Raw genomic sequence first — 25,763 nt, forward strand, 5'->3', positions numbered from 1 at the left:
GGCGGGGCGTCGAAATCGGCGTTGGCCGGGCGCAGCGATGCCGCGACCGCCGCGATGGGGGCGGCCGCGATGGGCGCGGCGGCCGGCATGGCTGTCCCGGGCGTGAAGAGGGGCCCGAGATCGTCGGCGGAGTCGGTCTGCACGGCCGTTTCGGGCGAAGAGTCCGCCTCGGCCACCGGCGATTCTGACCCGGCCGGAGCGGTGATCGGGTCTGCGTCGTCGTCGAACAGGTCGTCGGTCGGGTCGTCGCGATAGCGCGGGGTGGGCGCGGTCCAGGACGCGGACACGGGCGGCTCGACCTTCGGCGGCTCAGGCGTCCGCGCGGTTCCGGCCAGTGACGCCGGCGAGGTGAAGCCGATCAGGTCGTCGTGATCGTGGGACGAGGGATCGCCGGGTTCGGCCATCGGTCTTCTCCGGCGTCGCGCGACCTTGCGCTCGACCTAATGCGTTGCAGCGTCGCCGGGCCGCAGCCGCGATCGACGCCAGGATCTTCGCCGGACAATGGCCGTCCGGCCGCGCAGGCGCAACCGCCGCCCGTCGTCAGCGGGCGTAAACGACCTCGCACCCGGCGGCCTCGGCGGCCTCGAGCGCGCCCGGCTTCTCGACCCGGACGGTGACCCGGCGCACCCGGGCGTCGCTCAGGGCATCCAGCGCCAGTCGTTCGGCAAAGCTTTCGACCAGCCCCACATGGCCCTCGGCCACGATGGCGCGGGCCGCCTCGGCGATCGTCTCATAGTTGACGGTGTCGGCCAGCCGCTCGACGTCATGGGGCGACAGCTCCAGGGTCACGTCGATGATCAGGGTCTGGAGCCGGCCGTGCTCGTGGTCATAGACGCCGATGCCCGCCTCGACCCGAAGCCCGCGCACGAAGACCTTCAGCCCCTCCTGTCGGGCGGCGTCGGTGTTGGGGAATGCGGCGAGCGCGGTCATGCTTTACTCGATATCTACGATGTCGGGGGTCTGCCAGGCCAGATGCTGGCCGCCGTCGACGGCGATCATCTGGCCCGTCACGAGGTCGGCGTCCACCAGCCAGGCGACGGCGTCGGCGATGGCCTCGGGCGAACCGGGGCGCTGCAACAGGGTGGCGGCGGCCTCGGCGGCGAACTCTTCCGGGGTCTGGTGAATGGACGGCAGGGTGGGCCCGGGGCCGACGCCGTTGACCCGGATGCGGGGGGCCAACGCCTGGGCCAGGGTCCGCGTCGCCCACCACAGGCCGTTCCTCGACAGGGCATAGGAGATGAAGCGCGGGTCGGGCTTTAGCACCCGCTGGTCCAGCAGGTTGACGATCGAGGCACCGTCGACCGCCAGGGCCGCGAACGCCTCGGCCAGCACGATCGGCGCCCGCAGATTGGTCTCCATATGCCGGTCCCAGCGCTCGCGGCTCAGGGATCCGACGCGGTCGTCCTCGAACACGGAGGCGTTGTTGACCAGCACCGACAGGGGGCCGAGCGCATCGACGGCCGCCGGGACCAGGGCCCGCACCTCGGCTTCGTCGGTCAGGTCGGCGCGGACGATGGCGGCGCGGCGACCGAGCGCACGAACCTCATCCGCCGTGGCCTCCGCCTCTTGCGGATCGGACCGGTAGTGAAGGGCGACGTCGAACCCGGCCCGCGCCAGCCTCAGACAGATCGCCCGCCCGATCCGCTTGCCGCCCCCGGTGACGAGTGCGGCACCGTTGCGGGCGGTCTGGCCCGTGGGCTCAGTCAACCCGGCCGAACTCGAAATAGTTGATGGCGCCGACCACGACGACGAAACCGATGATGATGCCGAGAGCCAGCATGGGATGCTCCTGTTCCTTGATCGCGGGGAATAGAGCGGGCGGGCTGCGGGTTCAAGGGCCGCCGGCGCTTGGGTTGCGGCACAGGCTGTGTCACCGTCTGACCATGGCCCCTTGGCGTACCCTGATCGAGCCCTTCACCCGGCCGTTGTTCTTCGCGGTGTCGAGGGCGACGCGCGGGATGACGCTCGGTGTCCGGGTGGTGGCGACGGACGGCGAGGGCCGGGTTTGCCTGGTTAAACACACCTATCTGGCTGGCTGGTGGTTGCCGGGCGGCGGGGTCGATCGCGGCGAGACGACGCAAGGTGCGGCGGTGCGTGAACTGCGCGAGGAGACCGGGCTGGCGGCGACGGCGGCCCCCCGGCTGATCTCGATGCATTCCAACGAGCGGTTCTTTCGCGGCGATCATGTGCTGGTCTATGGCGTCGATGCCTGGACGTCGGGCGAGCGCACCAGTCATGGCGAGATCGCCGAGGTCGGCTGGTTTCACCCGGACGCCCTGCCCGAGGACGCGCATCGATCGACGCGGGCGCGGCTGGGTGAAATCTTCGGCGGAGTCGATGCGACACACGACTGGTGACGGCCACCGGGTGCGCGACCACGAGTGCCGTGCTAGCTGCGCGCCATGAACCCGATGAGCCTTCTGATCCTGCTGGTTGTCATCCTCGCGGGCGGGGCGACAGCCTTGCAGGCACCGACCAATGCGCGGATGTCGGCCGCCATGGGATCGCCGGTCAACGCCGCCTTCGTATCCTTCGCCATCGGGACGGTGGCGCTGGGCCTGCTGGCGGCGGTGCTGCATGTGCGACCGGACATGAACGCGACGCGGGCCATGCCGGCCTGGGCCTGGATGGGCGGTCTGTACGGCTGCGTTTTCGTGATCACGGCGGCCTGGGGCGTGCCCCGGCTGGGGGCCGCCCTGACCATCACATTGATGGTGGCGGGCCAGTTGCTGGTCAGCCTGGCGCTGGACCATTTCGGAGCCCTGGGCGTGCCGCGCCAGCCGGTGGGCTGGACCAAGCTGGCCGGGGTCGCCCTGGTGTTCGCCGGGGTCCTGCTGGCCCGGCGCGGCTGAAGATCGGCGTCCGGTAACCGAACGGGGTCCGCCGACGAAGGGGCTCCAAACGGAGACGCCCCATGACCCATTCCATCACCCGCCTCGACTTGAACAGGACCGCCACGGCGCGCACCAGCCTGGACGGCCGCGCAGCCCTGAGGTTCGGGATAGCCCTGATCCTGATCTGGTTCGGCTATATGAAGTTCCTGCCCTATGAGGCCGAGGGCGTCGCCGGTCTGGCCCAGACCTACTGGCTGTTCGGATGGATGTACCCGCTGATCGGCGTGGCCGGCGCCTCGATCGTCATCGGGGTGCTGGAGATCACCGGCGGCGTCCTGATCGCGCTCGGCGGTCGCTTCGCCTGGGCCGGTCTGGTCGGAGCCCTGATGGGGACGGCGACCTTCGTCGTCACCCTGAGCTTCTTCTTCACCGCGCCCGGCATAGTCCACGAAGGCTATGCCTTCCCGGCCCTGGGATCGACCGGTCAGTTCCTGGCCAAGGACATCGGCCTCCTGGCCATCTGCGTCTTTCTGGCGCTGGACGCGCGGGCTCGGCTGACCCGCCCCTGACGCCGGAGCCTCTGTCGGCCTATATTGGCCGGGATGACCGACGACGCCGTCACCGCTGATTCGCCGCCGGATGGCGCGCTCAAGGCCGCAGACCTGATCCGCGACGAGGCCCGGCGCGCGCCGGACAAGCCGGGCGTGTATCGGATGTACGGCGAGGACGGGACCTGCCTGTATGTGGGCAAGGCGCGCTCGATCAAGAAGCGCATCCTGCAATACGCACAAGGGCGGTTCCACACCCAGCGCATCGGCCTCATGGTCAGTCTGACCCGCTCGATGGAGCTGGTCGTGACGGCGTCGGAGACCGAGGCGCTGCTGCTCGAATCCAACTTCATCAAGAAGCTGAAGCCCCGCTTCAACGTCGTGCTGCGCGACGACAAGTCCTTCGCCGAACTGATGATCCGCAAGGACCACCGCGCGCCCCAGGTCAGAAAGCATCGCGGCGCCCACACGACGGACGGCGACTATTTCGGGCCGTTCGCCTCGACCTGGGCGGTCAACCGGACACTGAACACCTTGCAGAAGGCCTTCCTGCTGCGGTCGTGTTCGGACAGCGTCTACGAGACCCGGACGCGGCCCTGCATGCTGCACCAGATCAAGCGCTGCTCGGCACCCTGCACCGGCCTGATCTCGCTCGAGGACTATGCCGGCCTGGTCGAAGAGGCCTCGGCCTTTCTGAAGGGCAAGTCGCGGGCCGTGATCGGTCGGCTGTCCGGCGAGATGACCGCTGCCGCCGAAGCCATGGACTACGAACAGGCCGCCCGCGTCCGCGACCGCATCCGCGCCCTGTCGGCCATCACCATGGAGAACTCGGTCAGCGCCGACAGCGTGGCCGAGGCCGACGTCTTCGCCCTGTTCAGCGAGGGGGGTCAGGCCTGTGTGCAGGTCTTTTTCTATCGCGGGGGCCAGAACTGGGGCGGGCGGGCCTATTTCCCGCGCGTGGACAGGTCCGACACCGACCCGGAGATCCTGTCGGCCTTCCTGGGTCAGTTCTACGAGGACAAGCCGGTCCCGCGCCTGATCCTGTCCAACGTCGTCCCGTTCGAGAAGGAGCTTCTGGAAGAGGCCTTTTCCATGAAGGCCAAGGAAGCTGACGGCCGCCGCGTCGTCTCGATCGAACGCCCCCTGCGCGGCGACAAGACCTCGCTCGTCGACCACGCCCTGACCAACGCCCGCGAGGCCCTGGGCCGCAAGATGGCCGAGAGCTCCGCCCAGGGCAAAATCCTGTCCGAGGTCTGCGAGGCCTTCGGGCTTGAGGGGACTCCAGAGCGGATCGAGGTCTACGACAACGCCCATATCCAGGGCACCAACGCCGTCGGGGGAATGATCGTCGCCGGGCCCGAAGGCTTCCAGAAGTCCCAGTACCGCAAGTTCAACATCCGCGGCACGGACCTGACCCCCGGCGACGACTACGGCATGATGCGCGAGGTCATGCGTCGCCGCTTCGGCCGTCTGGTCAAGGACGAGGAAGAAGGCGTCGAGGAGGTGGTTCGCCCCGACCTCCTGCTGATCGACGGCGGCGCCGGTCAGCTGGCCGAGGTCCAGGCGGTGCTGGCCGATCTCGGGCTGGACGACATACTTGCCGTCGGCGTGGCCAAGGGACCGGACCGCGATGCGGGGATGGAGCGGTTCTTCGTGCCCGGCAAGCCGCCCTTCATGCTGCCGCTGAAATCTCCGGCGCTGTACTACATCCAGCGCCTGCGCGACGAGGCCCACCGTTTCGCCAACGGCGCCCACCGCACACGCCGATCCATGGACATCAAGAAGAACCCGCTCGACGAGATCGAGGGCGTTGGGCCCGGTCGCAAGAAGGCCCTGCTCCACGCCTTCGGCTCGGCCAAGGGTGTGGGCAGGGCCGCCGTCGTCGATCTGGAAAAGGTCGAGGGCATCAACCGGGCGATGGCGGAACGGATTTACGGCTTCTTCCATCCGCAGGCCCAGGGTTAGGCTGGCGCCTTCTGGAGGTTTCGGAATGAGTGAGTTCGCACAGGGCACGGTTCATCAGGCGCGGGCTGACCTGCAATCCGCGATACAGTTCGATGACGCGGCTCTCGCGCTCTGGCAGCGCCTGACGCCGCTGGGTCGCAACGAGTTCATCTGCTGGGTGGATGACGCCAAGCAGGCGAAGACGCGCGAGCGGCGCATCGGCAGGACGGTCGAGGAACTGCTGGAAGGCAAGAAGCGACCCTGCTGCTGGGCCGGCTGCATCCATCGCACCGACAAGGCTCCGAGCCGGTGGCAGCAGGCCGTGTTGATCGACAAGACGCCACGCGGGGCCTGACAAGGGCACCCTGAATTGCCTATAGGAGCGCCATGACCGAGACCCCCGACGAACTGACCGCCGGCTATCGCCGGTTCCGCGCCGAGCACTGGCCGGCCGCCCGTGCCGAATACGAGGCCCTGGCCGCCAGAGGGCAGAAGCCGCACACCCTGATCGTCGCCTGTTCTGACAGCCGCGCCGACCCGGCCCTGATCTTTGATTCGGCACCGGGTGAGCTGTTCGTGGTGCGCAACGTGGCCAACCTGGTGCCGCCCTATGAGCCGGACGGGCAGTTGCACGGGGTCTCGGCGGCGCTGGAGTTCGGGGTCAAGGTGCTGGGTGTGTCGCGCATCGTGGTCATGGGACACGCCCACTGCGGCGGCGTCGCGGCCATGCGGGCCGGGGCGCCGGACACCTGTCAGGACTTCGTCGCCCCCTGGATCGCCCAAGGTACCCCCGCCGTCCGCGCCGTCGCCCAGGTGGTCGAGCCCGACGACGTCGAACAGGCGACCGAAGAGGCCGTGGTGCGCCTGTCGCTCCAGAACCTGCGCAGCTTCCCCTGGATCGCCGAGCGCGAGACGGCGGGCGAGCTGACCCTGACCGGCCTGCATTTCGGCATCGCCGACGGCGTCCTGCGCGCCCTGACCGACAAGCCGAGGTTCGAGCCACTGGGCTAGGTTTGCCGAAAGTAGTGAGATGCACTACATTCGCGGCATGGAACGCTCCATCTCCGCCACCGACGCCAACCGCGAGTTCTCGCGCGTCCTGGGCGAAGTCTCAGCGGGACAGACCTTCGTGGTCACCGCCCATGGCAAACCGGTCGCTAGAATGGTTCCCATGACCACGCCTCCGGTGCCAAACGACGATCAGGCTCGACGCGTCCATGCGCTCGTCGATGAACTTCTGGCGCTTCCGGCGCGGTCGCCGGGCCGGATTACGCGCGATGACGGTTACGAGTGAAGCTCGCGGTCGATACCAACATCTTCGGTTATGCTGCGGGGATCGGCGATGATGATGCCAAACGCATCCGCGCCGGGTGGCTTCTGAAATCCATCCCTCCCTATCGATTGGTGATGCCGTCGCAGGTTGCCGGAGAACTCTACAACCTGCTTTGCCGGAAGGGCGGACAGAAGCCCAAGATCGCGACCAAGATCGTTCTCGACTGGGTGGACGCCTTGACGTTCGCCCCACAGGGTCCGGGGACCATGCGTGAAGCCTTGCAAACAGCTTCATTCCAGAACCTGCAAATCTGGGATGCCCTCATCATCAATACGGCCTCGGAGGCGGGATGCAGCGTTCTCCTGTCTGAGGATTTACAGAACGGGTTCATCTGTCGAGGTGTGACGGTCGTGAATCCCTTTGCCGAGACACTCCATCCCTTGTTGGCCTCCGTCATCAACGGAATGCCCGGACCGAACAAATGAACCCCAATCCCCACGCCAATCCCATTCCCAACATCCTGACCGGCTTGCGCCTCGTCGCCGGGGTGGTGATGTTCCTGATCCTGGCGGGGGCGACGGGGGGCTTGCCCTATCTGTCGGCCTATCTGAGCCCGGAGGATCAGTTCGGCCTGTACCGGGCGGCGTTCTGGATCTTCGTGGTGGCGGCCTCGACCGACTGGATCGACGGCTATCTGGCGCGGCGCTGGAATGCCACGACCCGGTGGGGCGCGATCCTGGATCCGATCGCCGACAAGATCCTGGTCACCGGCGCCATCCTGGGTGTGCTGACGAGCGGGAGCGTGCCCCAGATCGCCATTCCGTGCGGCCTGATCCTGTTTCGCGAATTCGCCGTTTCCGCCCTGCGCGAGACCACGGCGGGCAAGGTCAAGCTGGAGGTCACCCTGCTGGCCAAGTGGAAGACGACCCTGCAACTGGTGGCCCTGGGCGCGCAGTTGCTGGCCCGCAACTGGGACGGCTTCGGATGGGATTTCGACTATCTGGTATGGTTCCAGCAGTTCGCCGACTATCTGATCTGGGCGGCCGCAATCGTGACCCTGTGGACCGGCTGGCAGTATTTCGCCAAGGCCAAGACCCAGCTGAACCCGCCGGAAGAAAAGTCGTTCGAGCCCCTATAGGGCCCGGTCCATAACGACGAACTCCAGCGTTTGGGGCGGAAGGTCCCCGAAATCCTGGACGTCGGCGGGAAATGGCGCGGTCCGGCCGGTAAGCCGATAGCCGCGTCGTTCATACCAGGCGATCAGCTCGGACCGGGTCGATATGACGGTCATCTCCATCCGGCCGACGCCGAACCGGGACCGCGCCTCGGCCTCGGCAGCCTCCAGCAGGGTGCGGCCCATGCCCCCCGCCTGACGCACCGGATCAACCGTCAGCATCCCCAGATAGGCCGATCCGTCTCCCTGCCGCATCACCCGCACGCAGCCGATCAGGACGCCGCCGGACTGGGCCAGCAGGATGACCTGATCCGGGTCGGTGATGATGCCCGACAGCTCGTCCGTGCTGGTCCTCTGGCCGCCCAGCAGGTCCGCCTCATGGGTCCAGCCGCGCTTGGCCGACTCGCCGCGATAGCCGCGCTCGATCAGGGCGTGGAGCGCCGGGATGTCCTCGGCCGTCGCGGGACGCAGGCTCAGTGTCACCGGACGCCCAGCTCCGCCACCAACCCGTCCATGCCGTAGACATCGCGCAGGGCCGTGGTCACGGCACCGGTGGTGACGATCACGCTGCGGTTGACGTTGCGGTCATAGCCGTAGGCGTTTCTCTGGGTCAGGACGGTGGAGTCGAAATTCGCGCCGACGATCTCCCCCGCCGCCGTCACGACCGGCGAGCCCGACGAGCCGCCGATGGTGTCGGACGACACGGTCATGTTGATCACGGTGTCGCCCGCGATCCGATCCTTCGCAGCCAGCAGCTTGGGTGCCACGTCGAAGGGCGGTGCGCCGGTGGCCCGGTCCCACAGGCCGGCGAAGGTGGTGAAGGGCCCCCACCGCTGGCCGGGCACGTCCGAGCCCTCGATCAACCCGTAGGTCAGACGCAGGGTGCCCGTCGCATCAGGATAGACGGCGTCGCCATAGGCCGCGAAGCGTGCGGCGGCGAGCTGTTCCGAGGCGCGGTCGGTCGGGGCCTGGACCTTTTCCTCCCATTCGGTGCGGACGGCGCGGGTCGGCGCCTGGATCGACAGCAAATACTGGATCAGGGGGTCGTCCGAGGCTTCGACGGCGGCCAGCCCGCCCTCCCACAGGGCGCGACGCACGGCGGGGTCAGCCAGTTTCGTGCCTTCGATCAGGCGCGCTGACCGCTGCTCGGGCGATTCCTTGCCCAGCAGGGCGGGGATGTAGGGGTGATCGACGGTCAGCCATTCGCGGGTCTTGGACAGCCACCATTCCATCCGGACCTGCTCGAGGCCCGGATAGACCGGCCGGTTGGCGAACAGCGCGGTCTGTGCCGCCGACAGGCGCGCATCGCCGAACTCGGGCAGCCGCTCCGCCGAGGGCTTGGCCCGTTCCTGGGCCCCGCGCACGATGGTCCGTGCCCAGGCGAACAGTTGAGATCCACCGGCGACCGGGGTGGTGCCGACACCGGTACCACCCTCCAGCAAAGCCATGGCCGGATAGAGTTCGCGCAAGGCGGGCTGGATGGCGGACAGGTCGGCGAAGACCTGATCGCCCGCCTTGGAGCGGAAGTCGGTCTCGGCGGCGGTCCGGGCCGCCATGAAGCCGGGGTCGGTCAGCGCCCGCATCCGGCCCAGGCCCCGCTTGTAGGTATTCTCCAGCCCGACGATCGGATCCATGGCCTCGAAGGCCTGACGCTCGCCCTCCTCGGAATAGCGGATCAGACGCCCGCGCAGCTCGGACGCGATCAACTGGTCCATCGGCAGGACGACGTCCCGCACCGTCATCAGCTGGTCCTGGGTCAGCAGCCGCTGGGTCGCGCCGGGACTGCCGGAGACGAAAACGGGTGTGCCCTCGACCGGCTTGTCGGCCTTCCAGACGAAGTGGGTCGGGGTCTGCGCGGGGGCGTCGTTCTCGTACAGGCGGATGAAGGCCGCATCGATGGCGAAGCGTGGGAAGGAGAAGTTGTCCAGATCGCCACCGAACGTCGCGGCCCGGTCCTCGGGCGCGAAGGCCAGGCGGACGTCGCTGTATTTGCGATAGGTGTAGAGCTTGAACTGGCCACCCCGGTACAGGCTGACGACCTGGCACCGCTTGTCGGTCGCAGGCCCACAGGCCTCGCTCTCGATCCGCCCGGCCTCGGCGTCGCGGGCACGGGTGAAGGCGGAACCGGTCAGGCCCTCGCCCGCCTTGTGCATCCGCTCCGTCACGTCGGTGATGTCGGTCAGGACCTCGGCGGTCGCGCCGGGGCATTTGACCTCTTCGTCGCGCGCCTTGGGGGTGAAGCCGGTCTCGGCATAGTTGACCGCCTGCGTCGACAGATTGGCCACGCAGGTCGCGACGCAGTGGTTGTTGGTCATGACCAGACCGGCGTCCGACACTATCCCCGCCGAACACCCCCCGAACCGCACCGACGACAGCCGGACCCGGTCGAGAAAGGCCTGATCGATGCTCGTGCCGAGCGTGGCGTTGGCCCGCGCGATGGGGAAGTTGTCGAAGGTCCACATGCCCTCTTCGGCGCTGGCCGAGGAGGCGGCGGCGAAGGCGAGGACGGCGAGGGAAGCGGAGAGGGCGATACGCATGAGGATTCCTGGCTCCTCCCTGGCGCGTAGCGACGGGGAGGTGGATCGGAGGCCGCTTGGCCGACGAGACGGAGGGGCTCTAAACGCGCACGCGGTCGAACCCTTTGAGACACGTGGGGTGGAAAGAGCCCCTCCACCCCTTCGGGGTCCCCCTCCCCATTCGCCAAGCGGCGATCGGGGAGGAGACTCAGATCACCGAACGCCCAGCTCAGCCAGCAGGCGCGGCTGGTCGTAGATGTTGCGCAGGGCCTCGGTGATGGCGGCGGTGGAGACCGTCACCGTCCGGTTCAGCGTCCCATCATAGCCGTAGGAGCCACCCAGCGAGTGGATGTTGCCGTCGAAGGCCGCGCCGATGACTTCGCCGGCGGCGTTGATCACGGGGGAGCCCGAGTTGCCGCCGATGATGTCGTTGGTCGAGACGAAGTCGTAGACGGTGTCCTTGTTGACCTTGTCCTCGGCAGCGACGAAGGCGGCGGCCGCGTTGAACGGCTCCGACCCCGTGGCCCGCTCGTACAGCCCGCCCATATAGGTGAAGGGCGGCACGGTGACGCCGCGATAGGTCCAGCCCTCGACGGCCCCGTAGGACAGACGCAGGGAGAAGGTCGCGTCCGGATACAGGTTCGATCCATAGACGGCGAACCGGGCGGCCGCGATCTTCTCGGCGGCCTTGGCGGTCGGGCCGTTGACGGCCGAGTCCCACTGGGCCCGCACGGCCTGAGCCGCGTCGTCATTGGCCATCACGAAGGCGATCAGCGGGTCGCCCGAGGCGGCCAGTTGTTCGGGCGTCATGGCGAACAGGCGGGCGCGTTCGGCCGGATCGTTCAGCTTCGTGCCGGTGACGACGCGGTCGGCGATGGCGGCCGGGGCGTCCTTGCCCAGCATGGCCTTCACTTGGGCGTTGTCGACGGTCAGGTATTCCCGCGTCTTCAGCAGCCAGTGGGTCAGATAGATCTCCTCCAGACCGCCGTCGATCGGGGTGACCTCGGCCAGGCGACGCGCGGTCTGGGCGATGGCGGCGTCGGTGTATCCGGCACGGCGCTCGGCGACGGGCTTGGCCCGTTCCTTGGCGGTGCGGACGATGGCGCGGGCATAGTTGTACAGGGTCGAGCCGCCACCGGCCGAGGCCTCGAGCTGGCGGTAGGGCAGGTACAGGTCACGCGCGGCCGACTGGACCTTTTCCAGGTCGCCCCAGGGATCGCCGATCTGGGCGGCGATGGCGGGATCGGCGGCGACGCGCTGGCGCAGTTCGGCCTCTTCCTCGCGCTTCTTGCCCAGGAAGGCGGGGTCGGTCAGGGCCCCTTGCTGGCCGTACCAGACCTTGAACGAGTTCTCGAGACCGAACAGGGGATCGACCGAGACGCGCTTGGCCTCTTCCGAAGTGGTCGCATACTCCTGAATCCGCCCACGAAGTTCCGAACCCTGGATCAGGGTGACCGGCAGCTGCTGGTCGCGCAGCCGCTCAAGCTGGGAAATGGTCAGCAGGCGCGAGGTCGAGCCGGGGTTACCGGCGACGAAGACCGGATCGCCTGCCTTGGGCGGGGCCGGGTTCCAGGTCAGGTGGTTTGGGGTCACCACCGGCTTACCGTCCTCGTAGATGCGCAGGAAACCGGCATCCAGGGCGTAACGCGGGAAGTTGAAATTGTCGGGGTCGCCGCCGAAGAAGGCCGCCTGGAACTCGGGCGCGAAGGCCAGCCGGACGTCCTCGTATTTGCGGAACTTGTACAGGGCATAGCGACCACCCCGATAGAAGCTGATGACCTGGCAGGTCTCGGTTTCCTTGGAGGTGCATGCCGCGTCCTCGATCGCGGTGGTGGCGGCGCCGCGCGCCTGGACGAAGGCGGCACCCTCAAGGCCCGCGCCGGCCGCCAGAACCTGATCGGTCACGTCGGTGATGTCAGTCAGGATCTCGGCGGTCTGGCCCACGCACTCACGCTCTTCGGCGCGGGTGGCGACCATGAAGCCGTCCTTGACGTAGTCCTTCTCGGCCGTGGACAGGTCCTGCACGCATTGGACGATGCAGTGATGGTTGGTCAGGACCAGACCTTCGCCCGAGACCAGCGAGGCCGAGCAGCCGTTCAGGCGCACGGCAGCGTTGCGGACGCGGTCCAGCCACGCCTGATCGATGCGGGTGCCGTACTTGTCGTTGACGGTCTGGATCGGGAAATTGTCGAAGGTCCACATGCCTTCATCAGCCTTAGCGGGGCTGGCGGCGACGGACAGGACGGCGGCGGACGCAGCCGATGCGAGAAGCGAGACGGTAAGACGAAGCGACATTTTGGAACGAACTCCGAAAGGGGACGCGGATTGCTATCCCCATCACCGAGCCCCGTCCATGCCCGCCTTCGAACCCTTACCCCGATTTAACTCGACCCCGGCGAACGCCGTCGTCAGATAGGGCCAACACTCGGGGTTGAACATCTTGTCGCTCGCACTGTCCACGCTGCTCTATGAGTGGCGCCGCTATATGGCCGCCGTCATGGCCCTGGCCCTGTCCGGCCTGCTGGTCCTGGCCATGACCGGTGTCTTCATCGGCATCGGCAAGGGCTTTACCGCCACGATCGAGCGGTCGAGCGCCGACATCATCATCATGCAGCCCGGTGCCAAGTCGCTGATGGGCGGACCGTCGGGCGTGCCGCGCCGGTTCATTCCCCTGGCCTACAATCACCCTGACGTCGTCGAGGTTCAGCCGCTGGACGGAGCCGGCGGCTCGTTCCAGTCGATCAAGGACATCGATCCGACGATGAGCCAGGCCGACCGCGCCAAACAGGGTGCCCCGCGCCAGCAGTTCGTCCAGGCCTCGATCATCGACACCACGCCGGGCGCGGTGACCATTCCGACCGACTATTCCCAGGACCTGATCGACGCCCTGCGCCAGCCCTATACCGTCGCGATCGACGAGACGGCGCTGAAGCCGCTGGGTGTCAAATTGGGCGACAAGGCCATGTACAACGGCCAGACGGTGACGGTCGTCGCCGTCCTGCGCGGCTATCCCAACATGATGCAGTCCAACATCGTGATGTCTCGCGATACCCTGCGGATGCTGGGACAGGCCGATACCGGACCCCGCGTCGGCCCCCTGATGATCAAGCTGCGCGATCCGGCCCGCGCCCAGATCGTCGCCGGTCAGCTGAACCAGATGGGCGACGGCAAGTGGAAGGCCTGGACGCGCCAGGAACTGGCCGACGCCAACGCCGGCGCCATGTTCGAGGAAGGCATCCTGGTCATCATCATCGGCGGCTGCGTGGTGCTGGGCACCATCATCGGCATCGCCATCACCTGGCAGACCCTGCAAGGCGCCATCATGGCCAACATCAAGGAGTTCGCCTCCCTGCGGGCGCTCGGCGTCGGCATGGGTTCGCTGAACCGGATCGTGATGGAGCTCAGCTTCTGGGTCGGGATCGTCGGGGTGATGGCGGCCATCGGCCTGACATACCTGGTATCGCTGCTGGCCATGGCCAATGCGGTGATCATCGCCCTGCCGCCGGTTCTGTTGATCGTCGTCGGCGGGGGCCTTGTCATCATCGCCATGGTGTCGGGCCTGTTGTCCATGGGCGTCCTGAAGAACAGCCAACCGGCGGACCTGCTGCGATGACCGATTTTTCCCAGCACACAAAGGTCCACGGCAAGCACGGCGATTTCGCCATCGAGGCCAAGGCCCTGGTCAAGCGGTTCAAGTCCGGCAAAGGCTTCGTCGAGGTGCTGAAAGGCGTCGATTTCGACGCTCGGCACGGCGACCTGACCATGGTCATGGGCCCGTCCGGCTCGGGCAAGTCGACCCTGATCGCGGCCCTGTCCGGCCTGCTCAAGCCTGAGGAAGGCCGGGTCGACTGCCTCGACGTCGACGATCTGTGGAAGCTGTCGAACGGCAAGATCGACAAGTTCCGCCTGGATCACTGCGGCTTCATCTTCCAGGGCTTCAACCTGTTCCCTGCCCTGACCGCCCTGCAACAGGTCACGACCGTGCTGAAGTTCCAGGGCATGTCGGCAGGGGCTGCGAAGAAGCGCGCGACCGAGGCCCTGGTCGAGGTGGGACTGGGGCATCGCCTGAACCAGCGGCCATCCCTGCTGTCGGGCGGCGAGAAACAACGCGTCGCCATCGCCCGCGCCCTGGCCAAGGACCCCAAGATCCTGTTCGCCGACGAACCGACCTCAGCCCTGGACGGCGAGAACGGCCAGATCGTCATCAAGCTGCTTCGCCGCGCCGCCACCGAACACGGGGCCGCCGTCATCTGCGTGACCCACGACCCGCGCCTTGAGGCCTGGGCCGACCGGGTAATCAAGATCGAGGACGGGATCATCGCCTCGGACGAACGCCGCATTCCCGATCCCAACGCCGTACTCGCCTCTCACTGAACCGCCCAAAAAGATCCATCAGGACCGACATCATGCCCGCCTTCCTCAAGAACAAATGGACCTGGATCGGCGTCCTGCTGATCCTCGTCATCGTCGTCGGCTTCATCATGTTCTCCAAGGCGGGAGCGGCGAAGAAGGCCGAGGCCGAGAAGGCCGAGGCCACCAAGGTCGAGAGCCCCTATGCGGCCATCGCCAACGGCAAGGTCGATGTCGAGGGCGGCATCATCCAGGTCGCGGCCCGTCGCGGCGGCATCATCCGCGAAGTCCTAGTCCAGGAAGGCGACCGCGTCACGGCCGGCCAGGTCCTGGCCCGCCAGGAGGACGACGAAGCCCGTCTGGCCGTGCAGTCGAGCCGCGCCGCCGTCGCCCAGGCCGAGAGCCAGCTGGCCGCGATCCGCGTCGACATCACCACCGCCCAGCGCGAATACGACCGGCTCGAGAAGCTGGTCGCCACCAACTTCGTCGCCGGTGCCCGGATGGATCAGGCCCGCGACGCCATCGCCACCGCCCAGGCCCGGCTCGGCTCTCAATCCGCCGCCGTCCAGACCGCCCGCGCCCAGCTGGCCCAGGCGCAATACAATCAGGAACTGACCGTCATCCGCTCACCGGCCAACGGTCGGATCGCCCGCCGATACGCCAACCCCGGCGCCGGCGCCTCGACCCTGAACGTCTCGGCGATGTTCGATCTGGAGCCCGACGCCCCGCGCATCGCTCGCGCCGAGATCGTCGAGAGCGACATCCCCAACATCACCACCGGCCAGGCCGTCGAGATCACCCCTGAGGGCGATCCGTCCAAGGTCTATATCGGGGCCGTCCTGCGTCGCGCCGCCGTCTTCGGGGCCCGCAAGCTGGCCTCCGACGATCCCTCGCAACGCTCCGACGAGCGGGTGGTCGAGGTCGTGGTCTCGGCCGGCGACGCGCCCCTGCTGATCGGCCAGCGGGTGCTGGTCAAGTTCATGAAGCCGGGCCAGACGGCCGGCGCCCCTCGCGCCGTCAGCACCGGTGTTCCGGCCGACCAGGCGATGCGTACGCCGGGAAGCTGAGGTCAGATTTCTTTCCTGACCCGCCCATCTCGACGACCCGAAGGGCGCAGAGCAGTCAAGGCCGGGTTGAGCCGAGGGCTGGGACAAACCAAGAAAAAGCCCCCGCCGCTTCTGCGACGGGGGCCTGGTCTTATCGGTAGAGAAGCGGCTTAGTGCTTCGGTGCCGTGTCGCCCGGAGCCATCGCGCCGGTCGAGGGCGAGGTGTTCGGGGTGTTGGCGGTGGTCATGCCGCCGTCGGCGTTGCCGGCTTGCTGCTCGATCACGTCGGCCTGGGCGTTCAGGGCCTTTTCCTCGGCTTCGTTCGGGGTCGCGGCAGCCTGAGCTTCCAGCGAATCGGCCTGGACTTCAGCGGCCTTGTCGGCGGTGCTTTCGCCGCAGGCGGCGACGCCGGCCAGCATGGCGACGGCAGCGGAGGCGATGATCAGTTTACGCATGGGGTAGTTCCCTTCCTGTTGGAAAGACCCAAACGGCGCCGCTTTGGATTGGTTCACGCGGCCGTGATAATTATTTGATGGTGCAATGCACTGTTATGGCTAAGCTTTTGAGCGGTCGCAGCATAACGCTGGTCTTCAGTCCGCCACCGCGAAAGCCACGCGAGCAGCCCCCAGCAGGGCCGCGTGCTTGTGCAGGATGACCTTGGTGGGGATGGCCGCCATATAGTCCTGGAACCGGCCCTTGCGCTCGAACCGCTCGCGGAACGGACTGGCCTGGAGGAAGGGCAGGATGCGTGGCGCGATGCCGCCGGCGATATAGACCCCGCCGCGCGCGCCCGTCGTCAGGGCGATGTCGCCCGCCACCGCGCCCAGGACGGCGCAGAACCGGGCCAGGGTGGCACCGCAGTGGCTGCGCGGATCGTCCAGCGCCTCCAGGGTGATCTGGGCCGGGTCGTCGATATGGGTCTCGCGTCCGTCGATCTCGGCCAGGGCCCGGTGCATGTTCAGCAGGCCAGGCCCGCAGATCAGCCGCTCGATCGAGACGCGGGTATAGCGTTTGCGCAGGATCCTCAGGATCTCGTCCTCGATCGGATCGCCGGGCGGGAAGCAGGCATGCCCCCCTTCGGACGGCATGGCCATCTCGCCGCCGCGCCCGTCGCGAACCAGGGCCGAGACGCCGAAGCCGGTGCCGGGGCCGAGCACCGCGACCGTGGCGTGTTCCTCGCCCTCGTCGGGGCCGCCCAGCGAGGCCAACTGATCGGCCGGGACGACGGGCGCACCCCAGGCCAGGGCCTCGAAATCATTGATGAGACGGGCAGGTTTCAGGCCCAGGGTCTCCAGCTCGGCCTCCGACACTCGCCAGGGCGAGTTGGTCAGGTCGATCTCGCCGTCGGTGACCGGCCCGGCGACCGCCAGGACGCAGGCCGTGGGCTTGACCTCACAGCCGTCCAGATAGGCCCTGATCCCGCCCAGGAAGGTCGGGTGTTCTGCGGCGGGGAAGCTCTGATGGTTCTCGAGCACGGGCTTGCCGTCCACCATATGGGCCAGGGCAAAGCGGGCGTTGGTGCCGCCGACATCGCCGACCAGCAGCGTCTTGTCCCATTGAACGGTCATGGCATTCCTCCGAAGGGCCCAATGCGGGTGGGCCTCTTGTGTTTTTCAGGCGTCCACGGCCCGGTCGACGAGATTGGGCTCGGGCGGGGTGTCGGTGTGGCGGGCCGCGCCGGGTACGGGCAGGAAGCAGACCGAGGCCCCTTCCTCCGCCGTCCCGACGACGTGGCGGAAGGCGGCGAACAGTTCACGACCATAGCCCCAGGACGCGCCCTCCGAGTGGGCGGCAGCGCGCTCCACCCCCGGGCGTGACGCCAGATCGGCCCCGCCGACGGTAGACAGGATACCGGCGTCGGCATCCAGGCGGATAACGTCCCCGGTGCGCACATGGGCCAGCGGACCCCCGGCCAGGGCTTCGGGCGATACGTGGATCGCCGCGGGCGTCTTGCCCGACGCGCCCGACATCCGCCCGTCGGTGACCAGGGCGACCTTGAACCCCTTGTCCTGAAGTACGCCGAGCGCAGGCGACAGGGAGTGCAGTTCCGGCATCCCGTTGGCGCGCGGGCCCTGGAACCGCAGCACGACGATGACGTCTCGATCCAGCTTGCCCGCCTTGAAGTCGGCCAGGACGTCTTCCTGGGTCTCATAGACCTCGGCCGGGGCCTCGACGATGCGGTTCTCGGGCTTGACGGCCGAAACCTTGATGACCGCCCGGCCCAGGTCGCCCTTGACCAGCCGCAGTCCACCCTCGACGTCGAACGGGTCCGAGGCGGGACGCAGGATGTCGCGGTCCAGGCTTTCGGCCACGCCGTCACGCCAGACCAGTTCGCCGTCAACCATGGACGGTTCCTGGAAATAGGCCTCGATGCCCTCCCCCATGATGGTGGTGACGTCGGAATGCAGAATCCCTGCCCCGGCCAGCTCGCGGGCCACGAAGGCCACGCCGCCGGCCGCCTGAAAGGCGTTCACATCGGCCGAACCGTTGGGATAGACCCGCGCCAGCAGGGGCGTCGCCGACGACAGCTGGTCCATGTCGGTCCAGTCGATCAGCACCCCCGCCATCCGCGCCATGGCGACCAGATGGATCGCGTGGTTGGTCGAGCCGCCGGTGGCCAGAAGCGCCACGATCATGTTGACGACGGACTTCTCCGATACGACGTCGGCCATCCGGCACGCGCCGCTGCGGGCCAATTCGACTGCGCGCTTCGCCGTCGCCGCCGTCAGGGCGTCGCGCAATCCCGTCTCAGGATGAACGAAGGCGGTGGAGGGCATGTGCAGCCCGCCCAGCTCCATCATCATCTGGTTGGAGTTGGCGGTGCCGTAGAAGGTGCAGGTGCCGGGCGAATGATAGGAGCCGATCTCGCTCTCCAGCAGAGTCTGGCGATCCACCTGGTTCTGGGCATAGAGGGCGCGAACGCGAGCCTTTTCGGCATTGGGAATGCCCGAGGGCATGGGCCCGGCGGGCGCGAAGACGACCGGCAGATGGCCGAACGCCAGGGCCCCCATGAACAGGCCCGGCACGATCTTGTCGCAGACCCCCAGCATCATCGCCGCGTCGAAGGCGTCGTGGGTCAGGGCGATCCCGACCGACATGGCGATGGCGTCGCGGCTGAACAGGCTCAGCTCCATCCCGGGGCGGCCTTGGGTGACCCCGTCGCACATGGCGGGGGTACCCCCCGCAACCTGGGCCGTCGCCCCGACCGTGCGCACCGCCTCGCGGATCACGGCGGGGAAGCGCTCGAACGGCTGATGGGCCGACAGCATGTCGTTATAGGCGGTGACGATGCCCACGTTGGGCTTCGACCCGTCCATGGCGGTCAGCTTGTCGGCGATGGTCTGGCCGGCGAAGGCATGGGCCCAGTTGGCGCAGGACAGTTTGGCGCGTCCGGTACCGGAATCGCGCGCGGCGTCCATGCGTCGCAGATAGTCGGCGCGCAGCTCGGCCGAGCGGGCCGTGATCCGGGCGGTGACCTCGGCCACCACGGGGTGCATCGGCGGGCGGATGAAATGGGGCATCAGTTCGCCTCCGTCCAGACGACTTCGAGGGGGACCTTGGCGGCGATCAGGGCGGCGATGGGCTGGATGGCGGGATCGCCCTCAGACTCCATCTCGAACATCTCGCGCTTGACCGGCCCCTTCAGGCCCAGGATGACCCGGCCCGCGCTCATCAGATAGGGCAGGTTGATCGAGATCCGCTCCAGGCTGGGGGCCATGCCGTCGCGGCCGTGGGGCACGCCAAGCACCGCGGGCTTAAGCGTCGGCGACAGAAGGGTCTTCAGGGTCGGTGAGTTGGGGAACATCGAACAGATATGGCCGTCCTCGCCCATTCCCAGCAGGACGGCGTCGAACCGGCCCCCGGCCTCGGCCAGGGCCTGGGTGGCGAGCGCGGCGGCCCGGTCCACGGTCACGGCGGGATGATACAGGGGAATGAACCGTGCCGCTGCGGCAGGGCCCTGCAGCAGGACATCGCGGATCAGCCGGGCGTTCGAGTCCGACGAGGTCTCGGGCACATAGCGCTCGTCCACCAGGGTGACGGAAATCCGGTCCCAGCCGATGTCGGCCTGGGCCAGGCGGGCATAGACGGGCGCGGGCGTCGATCCGCCTGGCCCGGCAAACAGGGCCCGGCCGGTTTCGAGGACGGCGGCGCCCAGGGTCTCCTCGATCCGTCCCGCGATGGAGGCGGCCCAGGTGTCGAGGGTGGGGAAGGTTTCGATCTCGGTCATCAGTCGCGCACGTCGATCGTGTTCCAGTCGCGCCCTGTGCGGGCCATCAGCATGTCGGCGGTGTCGGGCCCCCAGGTGCCGGCGACATAGTCCTGGGGCTTCACGTTTCCGTCGGACCAGGCCTGGGACACCTCGTCGACCCATTTCCAGGCCTGTTCGGCCTCGTCGCGGCGCACGAACAGGGTCGAATCGCCGTTCAGGGCGTCGAGCAGCAGCCGCTCATAGGCGATGCGGCGGCGCGGCGGGGTCTCCTGCCTGTCGCGGAAGCCCCAGCTCAGGCTCATCTTGATCGGCTGGAGCTGCATCTGGGCGTCCAGTCCGGCCTTCTTGTTCATCACCGTCAGCGAGATGTCTTCCTCGGGCTGAAGCTCGATGATCATCCGGTTGGCCTGGGGCTCGCCCTCCCGGCCGTCGAAGATCGAATGCGGCAGGGGCTTGAAGGCGATCACGATCTCGGTGCGTTTCTCAGGCAGCCGCTTGCCGGTGCGCATGAAGAAGGGCACGCCGGCCCAGCGCCAGTTGTCGATGTCGGCCCGGATGGCGACGAAGGTCTCGGTGTCCGACGGCTGGCCGCGTTCCTCGTCATAGCCCTTGACGGTCTCGCCGTCGACGACGCCGCCCACATACTGGCCGCGCACCGTGACCCGCTCGGCCTCCTCATGGGTGATGGGCCGCAAGGACCGCAGCACCTTGACCTTCTCATTGCGCACCGATTCCGGGTCGAGATCGCTGGGCGGCTCCATCGCCACCAGACACAGCAGCTGGAGCATATGGTTCTGCAGCATGTCCCGCAGCGCGCCATATTCGTCATAGTAGGGCCAGCGGTCGCCGACCCCGACCGTCTCGCCGATGGTGATCTCGACGTGGTCGATGTTCTGGGCGTTCCACAGCGGCTCGAACACCGTGTTGCCGAAGCGCAGGGCGATCAGGTTCTGGACCGTTTCCTTGCCCAGATAGTGGTCGATGCGGAACACCTGGCTCTCGGAGAAGGCGTCCGACACCGCATCGTCGATCTCGCGGAAACTGTCGAGGTCGCGCCCGACCGGCTTTTCCAGAACGACCCGGTCACCCGACTCGGCCAGACCCGCCGCGCGCATGGCGGTAACGATCCGGGCATAGAGCGACGGAGAGACGGCCAGGAAGGACGTCACGTCACCGTCCCCGACCTTGTCCTTGAGCGGCTTCAGGCTTTCGGCGCTGGTGGCGTCCACGGCCAGATAATCGAGGCGAGCCTTCATCCGCGCCCAGGTCGCCTCGTCCCAGGCATCGTCGGCCCTGGCCTTGCCCTCGCAGGCCACGCGGACCTTCTCGATGTATTCGTCGGCCGTCTCTTCGGAACGGGCCGCGCCGATGATCTTCAGGTCTGCGGGCAGGCGACCTTCATGGTCGAGGAAATAGAGCGAGGGCAGCAGCATCCGCATCGCCAGATCGCCACCGCCGCCGAACAGCACGAGTGCCGCCATGCTTGTCGTCCTTCCTGCCTCGCCTGATCTCGTTCGCGGTCCCGAATGACGGAAGCGCGGCCGGACGGCTCAGGTTGCGTCTTTGGCCGGTTGTGCCCGCCGGGCCAACACGTCAAGGACGTCCTGAAACGACATGTGACGCGCCCGTAACAGAACCAGCAAGTGGTAGATCAGGTCCGCACCCTCGCTGGCCAGCTCTTCGTCGGGCCCGGCGACCCCGGCCAGAGCCGTCTCGACGCCCTCCTCGCCGACCTTCTGGGCCAGCCGCTTGGGGCCTTCGGCGATCAGCCGGGCGGTATAGCTGACCGACGGGTCCTGAGCCGCGCGTTCGATGATCGTGCGTTCAAGAGCGGCGATCCGGCCGACGCCGGGGGCCTCGTCGGTCCCGAAGCAACTGGTTGTCCCCAGGTGACAGGCCGGCCCCATCGGCCGCACGGCCAGGACCAGGGCATCGCCGTCGCAGTCGGGCGTGATCGACACGACCGTCTGGCGATTGCCCGAGGTCTCGCCCTTCCGCCACCGCCCGCCACGCGAGCGCGAGAAAAAGGTGGCCTCGCCGGATGCGATCGTCTCCTCCAGCGCGGCCCTGTCCATATAGGCCAGGGTCAAGACCTGGAGCGTATCGGCGTCCTGGACGATGGCCGGGATCAGGCCGTCGCCCTTGGCGAAGTCGAGGGACGAGAGATCGACGTTCATTTTCCTTCTCCCCTTGCGGGAGAAGGTGGCTCGCGGAGCGAGACGGATGAGGGGTGGGATTGGGTGCTAAGAATGAGCGAGTGACGGACACATCGGTTTCGCATCTTCGTACCCCCTATCCGACCGGCTCCGCCGGCCACCTTTCCCCGCAAGGGGGAAAGGACTGTCGATGCTATCACAGCCTCACCTCCACGCCCGACCCCGCCAGCGACGCCTTCAGGTCGGGAATCGCGATCGCGCCGGTATGGAAAACGCTGGCGGCCAGCGCGCCCGACACATTGGCGCGGTCGAAGACGTCGAGGAAATGCGACACCGCCCCCGCTCCGCCCGAGGCGATCAGCGGGATGGTCAGGCGGGAGCGAGCGTCGGCCAGCTGGGCCGTGTCATAACCCTGGCGCACCCCGTCCTGGTCGATGCAGTTCAGCACGATCTCGCCGGCTCCGAGCTCTTGCGCCTCCACGATCCAGTCCAGGGTGCGGCGGCCGGCCAGACGGCGCGCGTCGGGGTCGCCGGTGTATTTGTGGACGACATACTCGCCGTTCTCGCGCCGGGAATCGACACCCACGACGACGCACTGGCTGCCCAGCCGCGCCGCCATCTCGCCGATCAGATCGGGGCGCTCCAGTGCGGGAGAGTTGATCGAGACCTTGTCGGCGCCGTGATCCAGACAGGCCGCCGCCTGGTCCACCGAACGGATGCCGCCCGCGACGCAGAAGGGGATATCCAGCAATCGCGCGATGGATTTCACCCAGGCGTAGTCGAGCGTGCGGCCCTCGGGCGAGGCAGTGATGTCGTAGAAGACCAGTTCGTCGGCGCCCTCGTCGCGATACCGGGCAGCCAGCTCGGCGGCGTCGCCCATGTCGACGTGGCCCTCGAACTTCACGCCCTTCACGACCCGGCCGTCCTTGACGTCTAGGCAGGGTATGATCCTCCGCGCCGTCATTTCGTGGCCTCGATGGCCTGTCCAGCCGTGAACCTGCCCTCGTAGATGGCGCGGCCGACGATGGCCCCGTCGCAGCCGACGGCGGCGGCGGCGGTCAGGTCGTCCAGCGACGATACCCCACCCGAGGCCTGGATCCTGAGGTCCGGCCTGCGCCGACGCGCCTCGGCCAGCAGATCGAGATTGGGGCCCGTCAGGGCACCGTCGCGACCGACGTCGGTGATCAGGACGTGGCTCAGCGTCCCTGCCGGATACCGGTCGAGCGCGCTCCACAGATCGAACCCGGCCGCCTCGGTCCAGCCCTTGAGCGACGGGGTCGGCACCCCGTCCTCCCCGACCCGCACGTCGAAGGCCAGGGTCAGACGCTCGGGTCCGAAGCGGGCCAGCCAGGCCGCGACATCATCGGGTTTGGTGACGGCCAGCGATCCCACGACGACGCGCGTGACGCCGGCGTTCAGCAGCCGCTCGACATCCTCGGCCGTTCGGACCCCGCCCCCCGACTGGATCGAGGCCGTGGTCCCGGAGGCCAGCTTGCCGATCAGTTCGTGCTGCAGGGCCTGACCGGCCTTGGCCCCGTCCAGATCGACGATATGGACCCAGGTCGCGCCCTCGGCCACGAACGCGGCCAGCCGGTCGGCGGGATTGTCGTCGTAGCGGGTCACCTGATCGAACCGGCCGTGCATCAGCCGGACGCAGACGCCCTCCCTCAGGTCGATCGCGGGATAGATGATCATGTCAGGCTCAGGAAATTCTTCAGGATACGGGCGCCGGTCGCCGCCGAACGCTCGGGGTGGAACTGGCAGCCCCAGCGGTTGCCCGAGCGGACCACGGCCGGGACCTCCGTCCCATAGTCGGCGCAGGCCAGGGTCGCCTCGGTATCGGGACAGACGAAGCTGTGCACGAAATAGGCATAGTCGCCGTCGTTGACCCCCTCCAGCAGCGGGTCGGGCCGGCCCCGATCCAGCTGGGTCCAGCCCATGTGCGGGACGGGCAGTTCCGGCCGGACGTCCAGCCGTGTGACCGTCCCAGGAATGAAGCCCAGCATTTCGACGCCGCCGCCTTCCTCGCTGCGCTCGAAGAGAAGCTGCTGGCCCAGGCAGACACCCAGCAGTGGCCGCTCGAAAGCCCGGATCGGGTCGATCAAGCCCAACTCGTTGAGCCGCTGCATCGCATAGCCCGCCGCGCCGACGCCCGGCAGGATCACCTTGTCGGCCGCGGCGACCACGGCCGGGTCCGAGGTGATGACAGCCTCGCAACCCAACCGCTCCAGCGCGAACTGCACCGAGGCGGTGTTGCCGGCCCCGTATCCGATGATGGCGACGCTCAAAGGACACCTTTGGTCGATGGCACGGCGTCGCCTTCGATGCGAATGGCCTGTCTCAGGGCGCGGCCGAAAGCCTTGTAGACGGCCTCGGTCTTGTGGTGGTCGTCGTCGCCGGTGACCTTGACGTGGATCGCGGCACCCATGGCCTCGGCCAGGGAACGGAACACGTGGGCGGTCAGGTCGGTCCGGTATTCGCCGATCATGGGCGTCGAGAAGCTTCCCTCGAACAGCGGATAGGGACGGCCCGACAGGTCGATGGCGATGTGGGCCTCGGCCTCGTCCATGGCCAGGACGAAGCCGTAGCGGGCGATGCCGCGTCGTTCGCCCAGTGCCTGTTTCAACGCCTGACCCAGGGCGATGGCTGAGTCCTCGATAGTGTGGTGGGCGTCGGTGTGCAGGTCGCCTTCGCAGGCCAGCCGGATCGAGAAGCCGCCGTGGGCCGCGACCTGTTCCAGCATGTGATCGAAGAAGCCGACGCCGGTATGGATGGCGACAGGGCCGGGACTGTCCAGATCGACGGCGCAGACGATCCGGGTTTCCTTGGTATCGCGGACGGCCTGCCCGAGACGGGCCGGGCGGCTGCGCGGCGGGGTCAGGCCCAGCGCCAGCAGCAGCCGGTCGTTGACCTCGGGCTTCAGCGAGATCGGCAGGCGCAGCCGGTCGCCGGACCGGTCTGCAGCGACACCGTATTTCGCAAACTCAGCCAGCAGGGCTTCCGGATCGGCGGGACGGGCCATCAGGATGGGGCCGACGCCGGTCTCGACGGTCATCAGCCGGGACACTTCGCGGGCGATGCGGGCGCGCTCGCGCTTGACGCCGGCGATCCGTTCGGCGGTCTCGATCATCCGCGAGGGGTCGAGCGCCTGTTGCGCCAGCCTGACCAGCGGTTCCGGCAGCGCATAGGGCTCGAGCATGGCCGACAGCCGGGCTAGGGTCCGGGCCTGGGCCAGGGCCGCGCCGACGCGGGCGCCGGCCAGACCATAGGCCAGAGACAGGCTGCGCAGGACTACGAGGTTGGCGTGGGCGTCGAGGATCGTGGCTGCCGACGCCGTGTCGGCGAACTCGATCAGGCCCTCGTCGACGACCAGCAGGGCGGGGGCGACCCGGACCGCCATCTCTGCAACGGCCTCGGGCGAGCCGAGGGCGCGGATGACGACGGCGGCGGTGTCGCCTTTACGGCCATAGATGGCGTCGAGGCGCGAATAGGGCTCTGCGTCGGGCGCCTGAACGCTCTGGTTCGCTTGCGCGGCCAGACGCCAGACCAGTTCCAGCCCGTGGGTCAGGCCCCGGATCGGCAGCACCTGCCCGGCCGGCACCCCATAGATCTGAGCCATGCGTGCGGCCAGCGCCGACGGATCGGCCGGATAGCGGTCGAGGCCGTCGCCACCGGCGACCAGCGGGGGATAGGGGGCGGGCAGGGTCATGCG

At 67.9% G+C, this 25,763-nt stretch carries 27 protein-coding genes and 1 pseudogene; 12 read left to right on the forward strand and 16 right to left on the reverse strand.

Going from position 1 to position 25,763, the window contains the following annotated elements:
* From JHC99_RS07335 to JHC99_RS07345, 3 genes and pseudogenes are all read right to left on the reverse strand, one after another.
* Positions 1-404: pseudogene (locus JHC99_RS07335) on the reverse strand (hypothetical protein); the annotation flags it as partial.
* 136 nt (positions 405-540) lie between these two features.
* Positions 541-930 (reverse strand): dihydroneopterin aldolase, encoded by a 390-nt coding sequence (gene folB, locus JHC99_RS07340; protein WP_292152981.1) that lies wholly within the window; start codon positions 928-930, stop codon positions 541-543.
* A 3-nt stretch (positions 931-933) separates the two neighbouring features.
* Entirely contained in the window at positions 934-1,707 is a 774-nt protein-coding gene (locus JHC99_RS07345) for an SDR family oxidoreductase (protein ID WP_292152983.1), read from the reverse strand.
* Between the two features lie 176 nt (positions 1,708-1,883).
* Between JHC99_RS07345 and JHC99_RS07350 the strand changes: the two genes are divergently transcribed.
* The 9 genes from JHC99_RS07350 to pgsA all read left to right on the forward strand — a co-directional run bounded on the left by JHC99_RS07350 (position 1,884) and on the right by pgsA (position 7,737).
* Positions 1,884-2,357: an NUDIX domain-containing protein gene (locus JHC99_RS07350; protein WP_292153024.1), complete on the forward strand. Its 474-nt coding sequence runs from the start codon at positions 1,884-1,886 to the stop codon at positions 2,355-2,357.
* Positions 2,358-2,411: 54 nt separating this feature from the next.
* Positions 2,412-2,852 (forward strand): DMT family transporter, encoded by a 441-nt coding sequence (locus tag JHC99_RS07355; protein WP_292152984.1) that lies wholly within the window; start codon positions 2,412-2,414, stop codon positions 2,850-2,852.
* A 62-nt stretch (positions 2,853-2,914) separates the two neighbouring features.
* Entirely contained in the window at positions 2,915-3,403 is a 489-nt protein-coding gene (locus JHC99_RS07360) for a DUF417 family protein (protein WP_292152985.1), read from the forward strand.
* A 33-nt stretch (positions 3,404-3,436) separates the two neighbouring features.
* A complete protein-coding gene (gene uvrC / locus JHC99_RS07365; protein WP_292152987.1) occupies positions 3,437-5,347 on the forward strand; it encodes an excinuclease ABC subunit UvrC in 1,911 nt (636 codons plus the stop codon).
* A 25-nt stretch (positions 5,348-5,372) separates the two neighbouring features.
* Positions 5,373-5,681 carry a YdeI/OmpD-associated family protein gene (locus JHC99_RS07370; protein WP_292152989.1) on the forward strand — a complete coding sequence of 103 codons (309 nt, stop codon included), beginning with the start codon at positions 5,373-5,375 and terminating at the stop codon, positions 5,679-5,681.
* Between the two features lie 32 nt (positions 5,682-5,713).
* Positions 5,714-6,337 carry a carbonic anhydrase gene (locus JHC99_RS07375; protein ID WP_292152990.1) on the forward strand — a complete coding sequence of 208 codons (624 nt, stop codon included), beginning with the start codon at positions 5,714-5,716 and terminating at the stop codon, positions 6,335-6,337.
* A gap of 19 nt (positions 6,338-6,356) precedes the next feature.
* Positions 6,357-6,620 carry a type II toxin-antitoxin system Phd/YefM family antitoxin gene (locus tag JHC99_RS07380; protein ID WP_292152992.1) on the forward strand — a complete coding sequence of 88 codons (264 nt, stop codon included), beginning with the start codon at positions 6,357-6,359 and terminating at the stop codon, positions 6,618-6,620.
* The gene (locus tag JHC99_RS07385) at positions 6,617-7,084 is read left to right on the forward strand and encodes a PIN domain-containing protein (RefSeq protein ID WP_292152994.1); all 468 of its coding nucleotides are present in this window, start codon (positions 6,617-6,619) and stop codon (positions 7,082-7,084) included. The genes JHC99_RS07380 and JHC99_RS07385 overlap by 4 nt, the downstream gene beginning before the upstream one ends.
* The gene (pgsA, locus tag JHC99_RS07390) at positions 7,081-7,737 is read left to right on the forward strand and encodes a CDP-diacylglycerol--glycerol-3-phosphate 3-phosphatidyltransferase (protein ID WP_271146230.1); all 657 of its coding nucleotides are present in this window, start codon (positions 7,081-7,083) and stop codon (positions 7,735-7,737) included. The genes JHC99_RS07385 and pgsA overlap by 4 nt, the downstream gene beginning before the upstream one ends.
* Here pgsA and JHC99_RS07395 read toward each other — a convergent pair.
* The 3 genes from JHC99_RS07395 to JHC99_RS07405 form a co-directional block, all read right to left on the reverse strand.
* Complete coding sequence (locus JHC99_RS07395) at positions 7,732-8,256, reverse strand: GNAT family N-acetyltransferase (protein ID WP_292152996.1); 525 nt, start codon at positions 8,254-8,256, stop codon at positions 7,732-7,734. The genes pgsA and JHC99_RS07395 overlap by 6 nt on opposite strands.
* Positions 8,253-10,310 (reverse strand): S46 family peptidase, encoded by a 2,058-nt coding sequence (locus tag JHC99_RS07400; RefSeq protein ID WP_292152998.1) that lies wholly within the window; start codon positions 10,308-10,310, stop codon positions 8,253-8,255. Before JHC99_RS07400 ends, JHC99_RS07395 begins: the two co-directional genes overlap by 4 nt.
* Before the next feature lie 192 nt (positions 10,311-10,502).
* Positions 10,503-12,584, reverse strand: coding sequence for a S46 family peptidase (locus JHC99_RS07405; RefSeq protein ID WP_292153000.1), 2,082 nt, complete (start codon positions 12,582-12,584; stop codon positions 10,503-10,505).
* A gap of 145 nt (positions 12,585-12,729) precedes the next feature.
* Here JHC99_RS07405 and JHC99_RS07410 point away from each other — a divergent pair, with 145 nt between their 5' ends.
* Genes JHC99_RS07410 through JHC99_RS07420 form a run of 3 tightly spaced genes read left to right on the forward strand, consistent with a single transcriptional unit; the run spans position 12,730 to position 15,706 of the window.
* Complete coding sequence (locus tag JHC99_RS07410; RefSeq protein ID WP_292153002.1) at positions 12,730-13,902, forward strand: ABC transporter permease; 1,173 nt, start codon at positions 12,730-12,732, stop codon at positions 13,900-13,902.
* Positions 13,899-14,663, forward strand: a complete 765-nt coding sequence (locus JHC99_RS07415; RefSeq protein WP_292153004.1) for an ABC transporter ATP-binding protein — start codon at positions 13,899-13,901, stop codon at positions 14,661-14,663. The genes JHC99_RS07410 and JHC99_RS07415 overlap by 4 nt, the downstream gene beginning before the upstream one ends.
* Positions 14,664-14,695: 32 nt before the next feature.
* Positions 14,696-15,706: an efflux RND transporter periplasmic adaptor subunit gene (locus JHC99_RS07420; protein ID WP_292153005.1), complete on the forward strand. Its 1,011-nt coding sequence runs from the start codon at positions 14,696-14,698 to the stop codon at positions 15,704-15,706.
* Positions 15,707-15,855: 149 nt separating this feature from the next.
* Here JHC99_RS07420 and JHC99_RS07425 read toward each other — a convergent pair whose 3' ends face one another.
* From JHC99_RS07425 to hisB, 10 genes are all read right to left on the reverse strand, one after another.
* On the reverse strand, positions 15,856-16,140 hold the full coding sequence (locus JHC99_RS07425) for a hypothetical protein (RefSeq protein WP_292153007.1): 285 nt from the start codon (positions 16,138-16,140) through the stop codon (positions 15,856-15,858).
* Positions 16,141-16,275: 135 nt separating this feature from the next.
* Positions 16,276-17,253 carry a glucokinase gene (gene glk / locus JHC99_RS07430; protein ID WP_292153009.1) on the reverse strand — a complete coding sequence of 326 codons (978 nt, stop codon included), beginning with the start codon at positions 17,251-17,253 and terminating at the stop codon, positions 16,276-16,278.
* Between the two features lie 45 nt (positions 17,254-17,298).
* On the reverse strand, positions 17,299-19,206 hold the full coding sequence (gene edd / locus JHC99_RS07435) for a phosphogluconate dehydratase (RefSeq protein WP_292153010.1): 1,908 nt from the start codon (positions 19,204-19,206) through the stop codon (positions 17,299-17,301).
* On the reverse strand, positions 19,206-19,913 hold the full coding sequence (pgl, locus tag JHC99_RS07440; RefSeq protein WP_292153012.1) for a 6-phosphogluconolactonase: 708 nt from the start codon (positions 19,911-19,913) through the stop codon (positions 19,206-19,208). Before pgl ends, edd begins: the two co-directional genes overlap by 1 nt.
* Positions 19,913-21,376, reverse strand: coding sequence for a glucose-6-phosphate dehydrogenase (gene zwf, locus JHC99_RS07445; RefSeq protein WP_292153014.1), 1,464 nt, complete (start codon positions 21,374-21,376; stop codon positions 19,913-19,915). Before zwf ends, pgl begins: the two co-directional genes overlap by 1 nt.
* 69 nt (positions 21,377-21,445) lie before the next feature.
* Positions 21,446-22,072 carry a bifunctional phosphoribosyl-AMP cyclohydrolase/phosphoribosyl-ATP diphosphatase HisIE gene (gene hisIE / locus JHC99_RS07450; protein WP_292153016.1) on the reverse strand — a complete coding sequence of 209 codons (627 nt, stop codon included), beginning with the start codon at positions 22,070-22,072 and terminating at the stop codon, positions 21,446-21,448.
* 175 nt (positions 22,073-22,247) lie between these two features.
* Entirely contained in the window at positions 22,248-23,015 is a 768-nt protein-coding gene (gene hisF, locus JHC99_RS07455; protein ID WP_292153018.1) for an imidazole glycerol phosphate synthase subunit HisF, read from the reverse strand.
* Positions 23,012-23,746 (reverse strand): 1-(5-phosphoribosyl)-5-[(5-phosphoribosylamino)methylideneamino]imidazole-4-carboxamide isomerase, encoded by a 735-nt coding sequence (gene hisA / locus JHC99_RS07460; RefSeq protein WP_292153020.1) that lies wholly within the window; start codon positions 23,744-23,746, stop codon positions 23,012-23,014. The genes hisF and hisA overlap by 4 nt, the downstream gene beginning before the upstream one ends.
* The gene (hisH, locus tag JHC99_RS07465; protein ID WP_292153021.1) at positions 23,743-24,339 is read right to left on the reverse strand and encodes an imidazole glycerol phosphate synthase subunit HisH; all 597 of its coding nucleotides are present in this window, start codon (positions 24,337-24,339) and stop codon (positions 23,743-23,745) included. Before hisH ends, hisA begins: the two co-directional genes overlap by 4 nt.
* Positions 24,336-25,763 (reverse strand): imidazoleglycerol-phosphate dehydratase HisB (gene hisB / locus JHC99_RS07470; protein WP_292153023.1); only part of this gene is annotated, 1,428 nt, incomplete at its 5' end. The genes hisB and hisH, both read right to left, overlap by 4 nt.

The sequence above is a fragment of the Brevundimonas sp. genome (assembly GCF_016463485.1).
In the GTDB taxonomy this organism is placed as follows: domain Bacteria; phylum Pseudomonadota; class Alphaproteobacteria; order Caulobacterales; family Caulobacteraceae; genus Brevundimonas.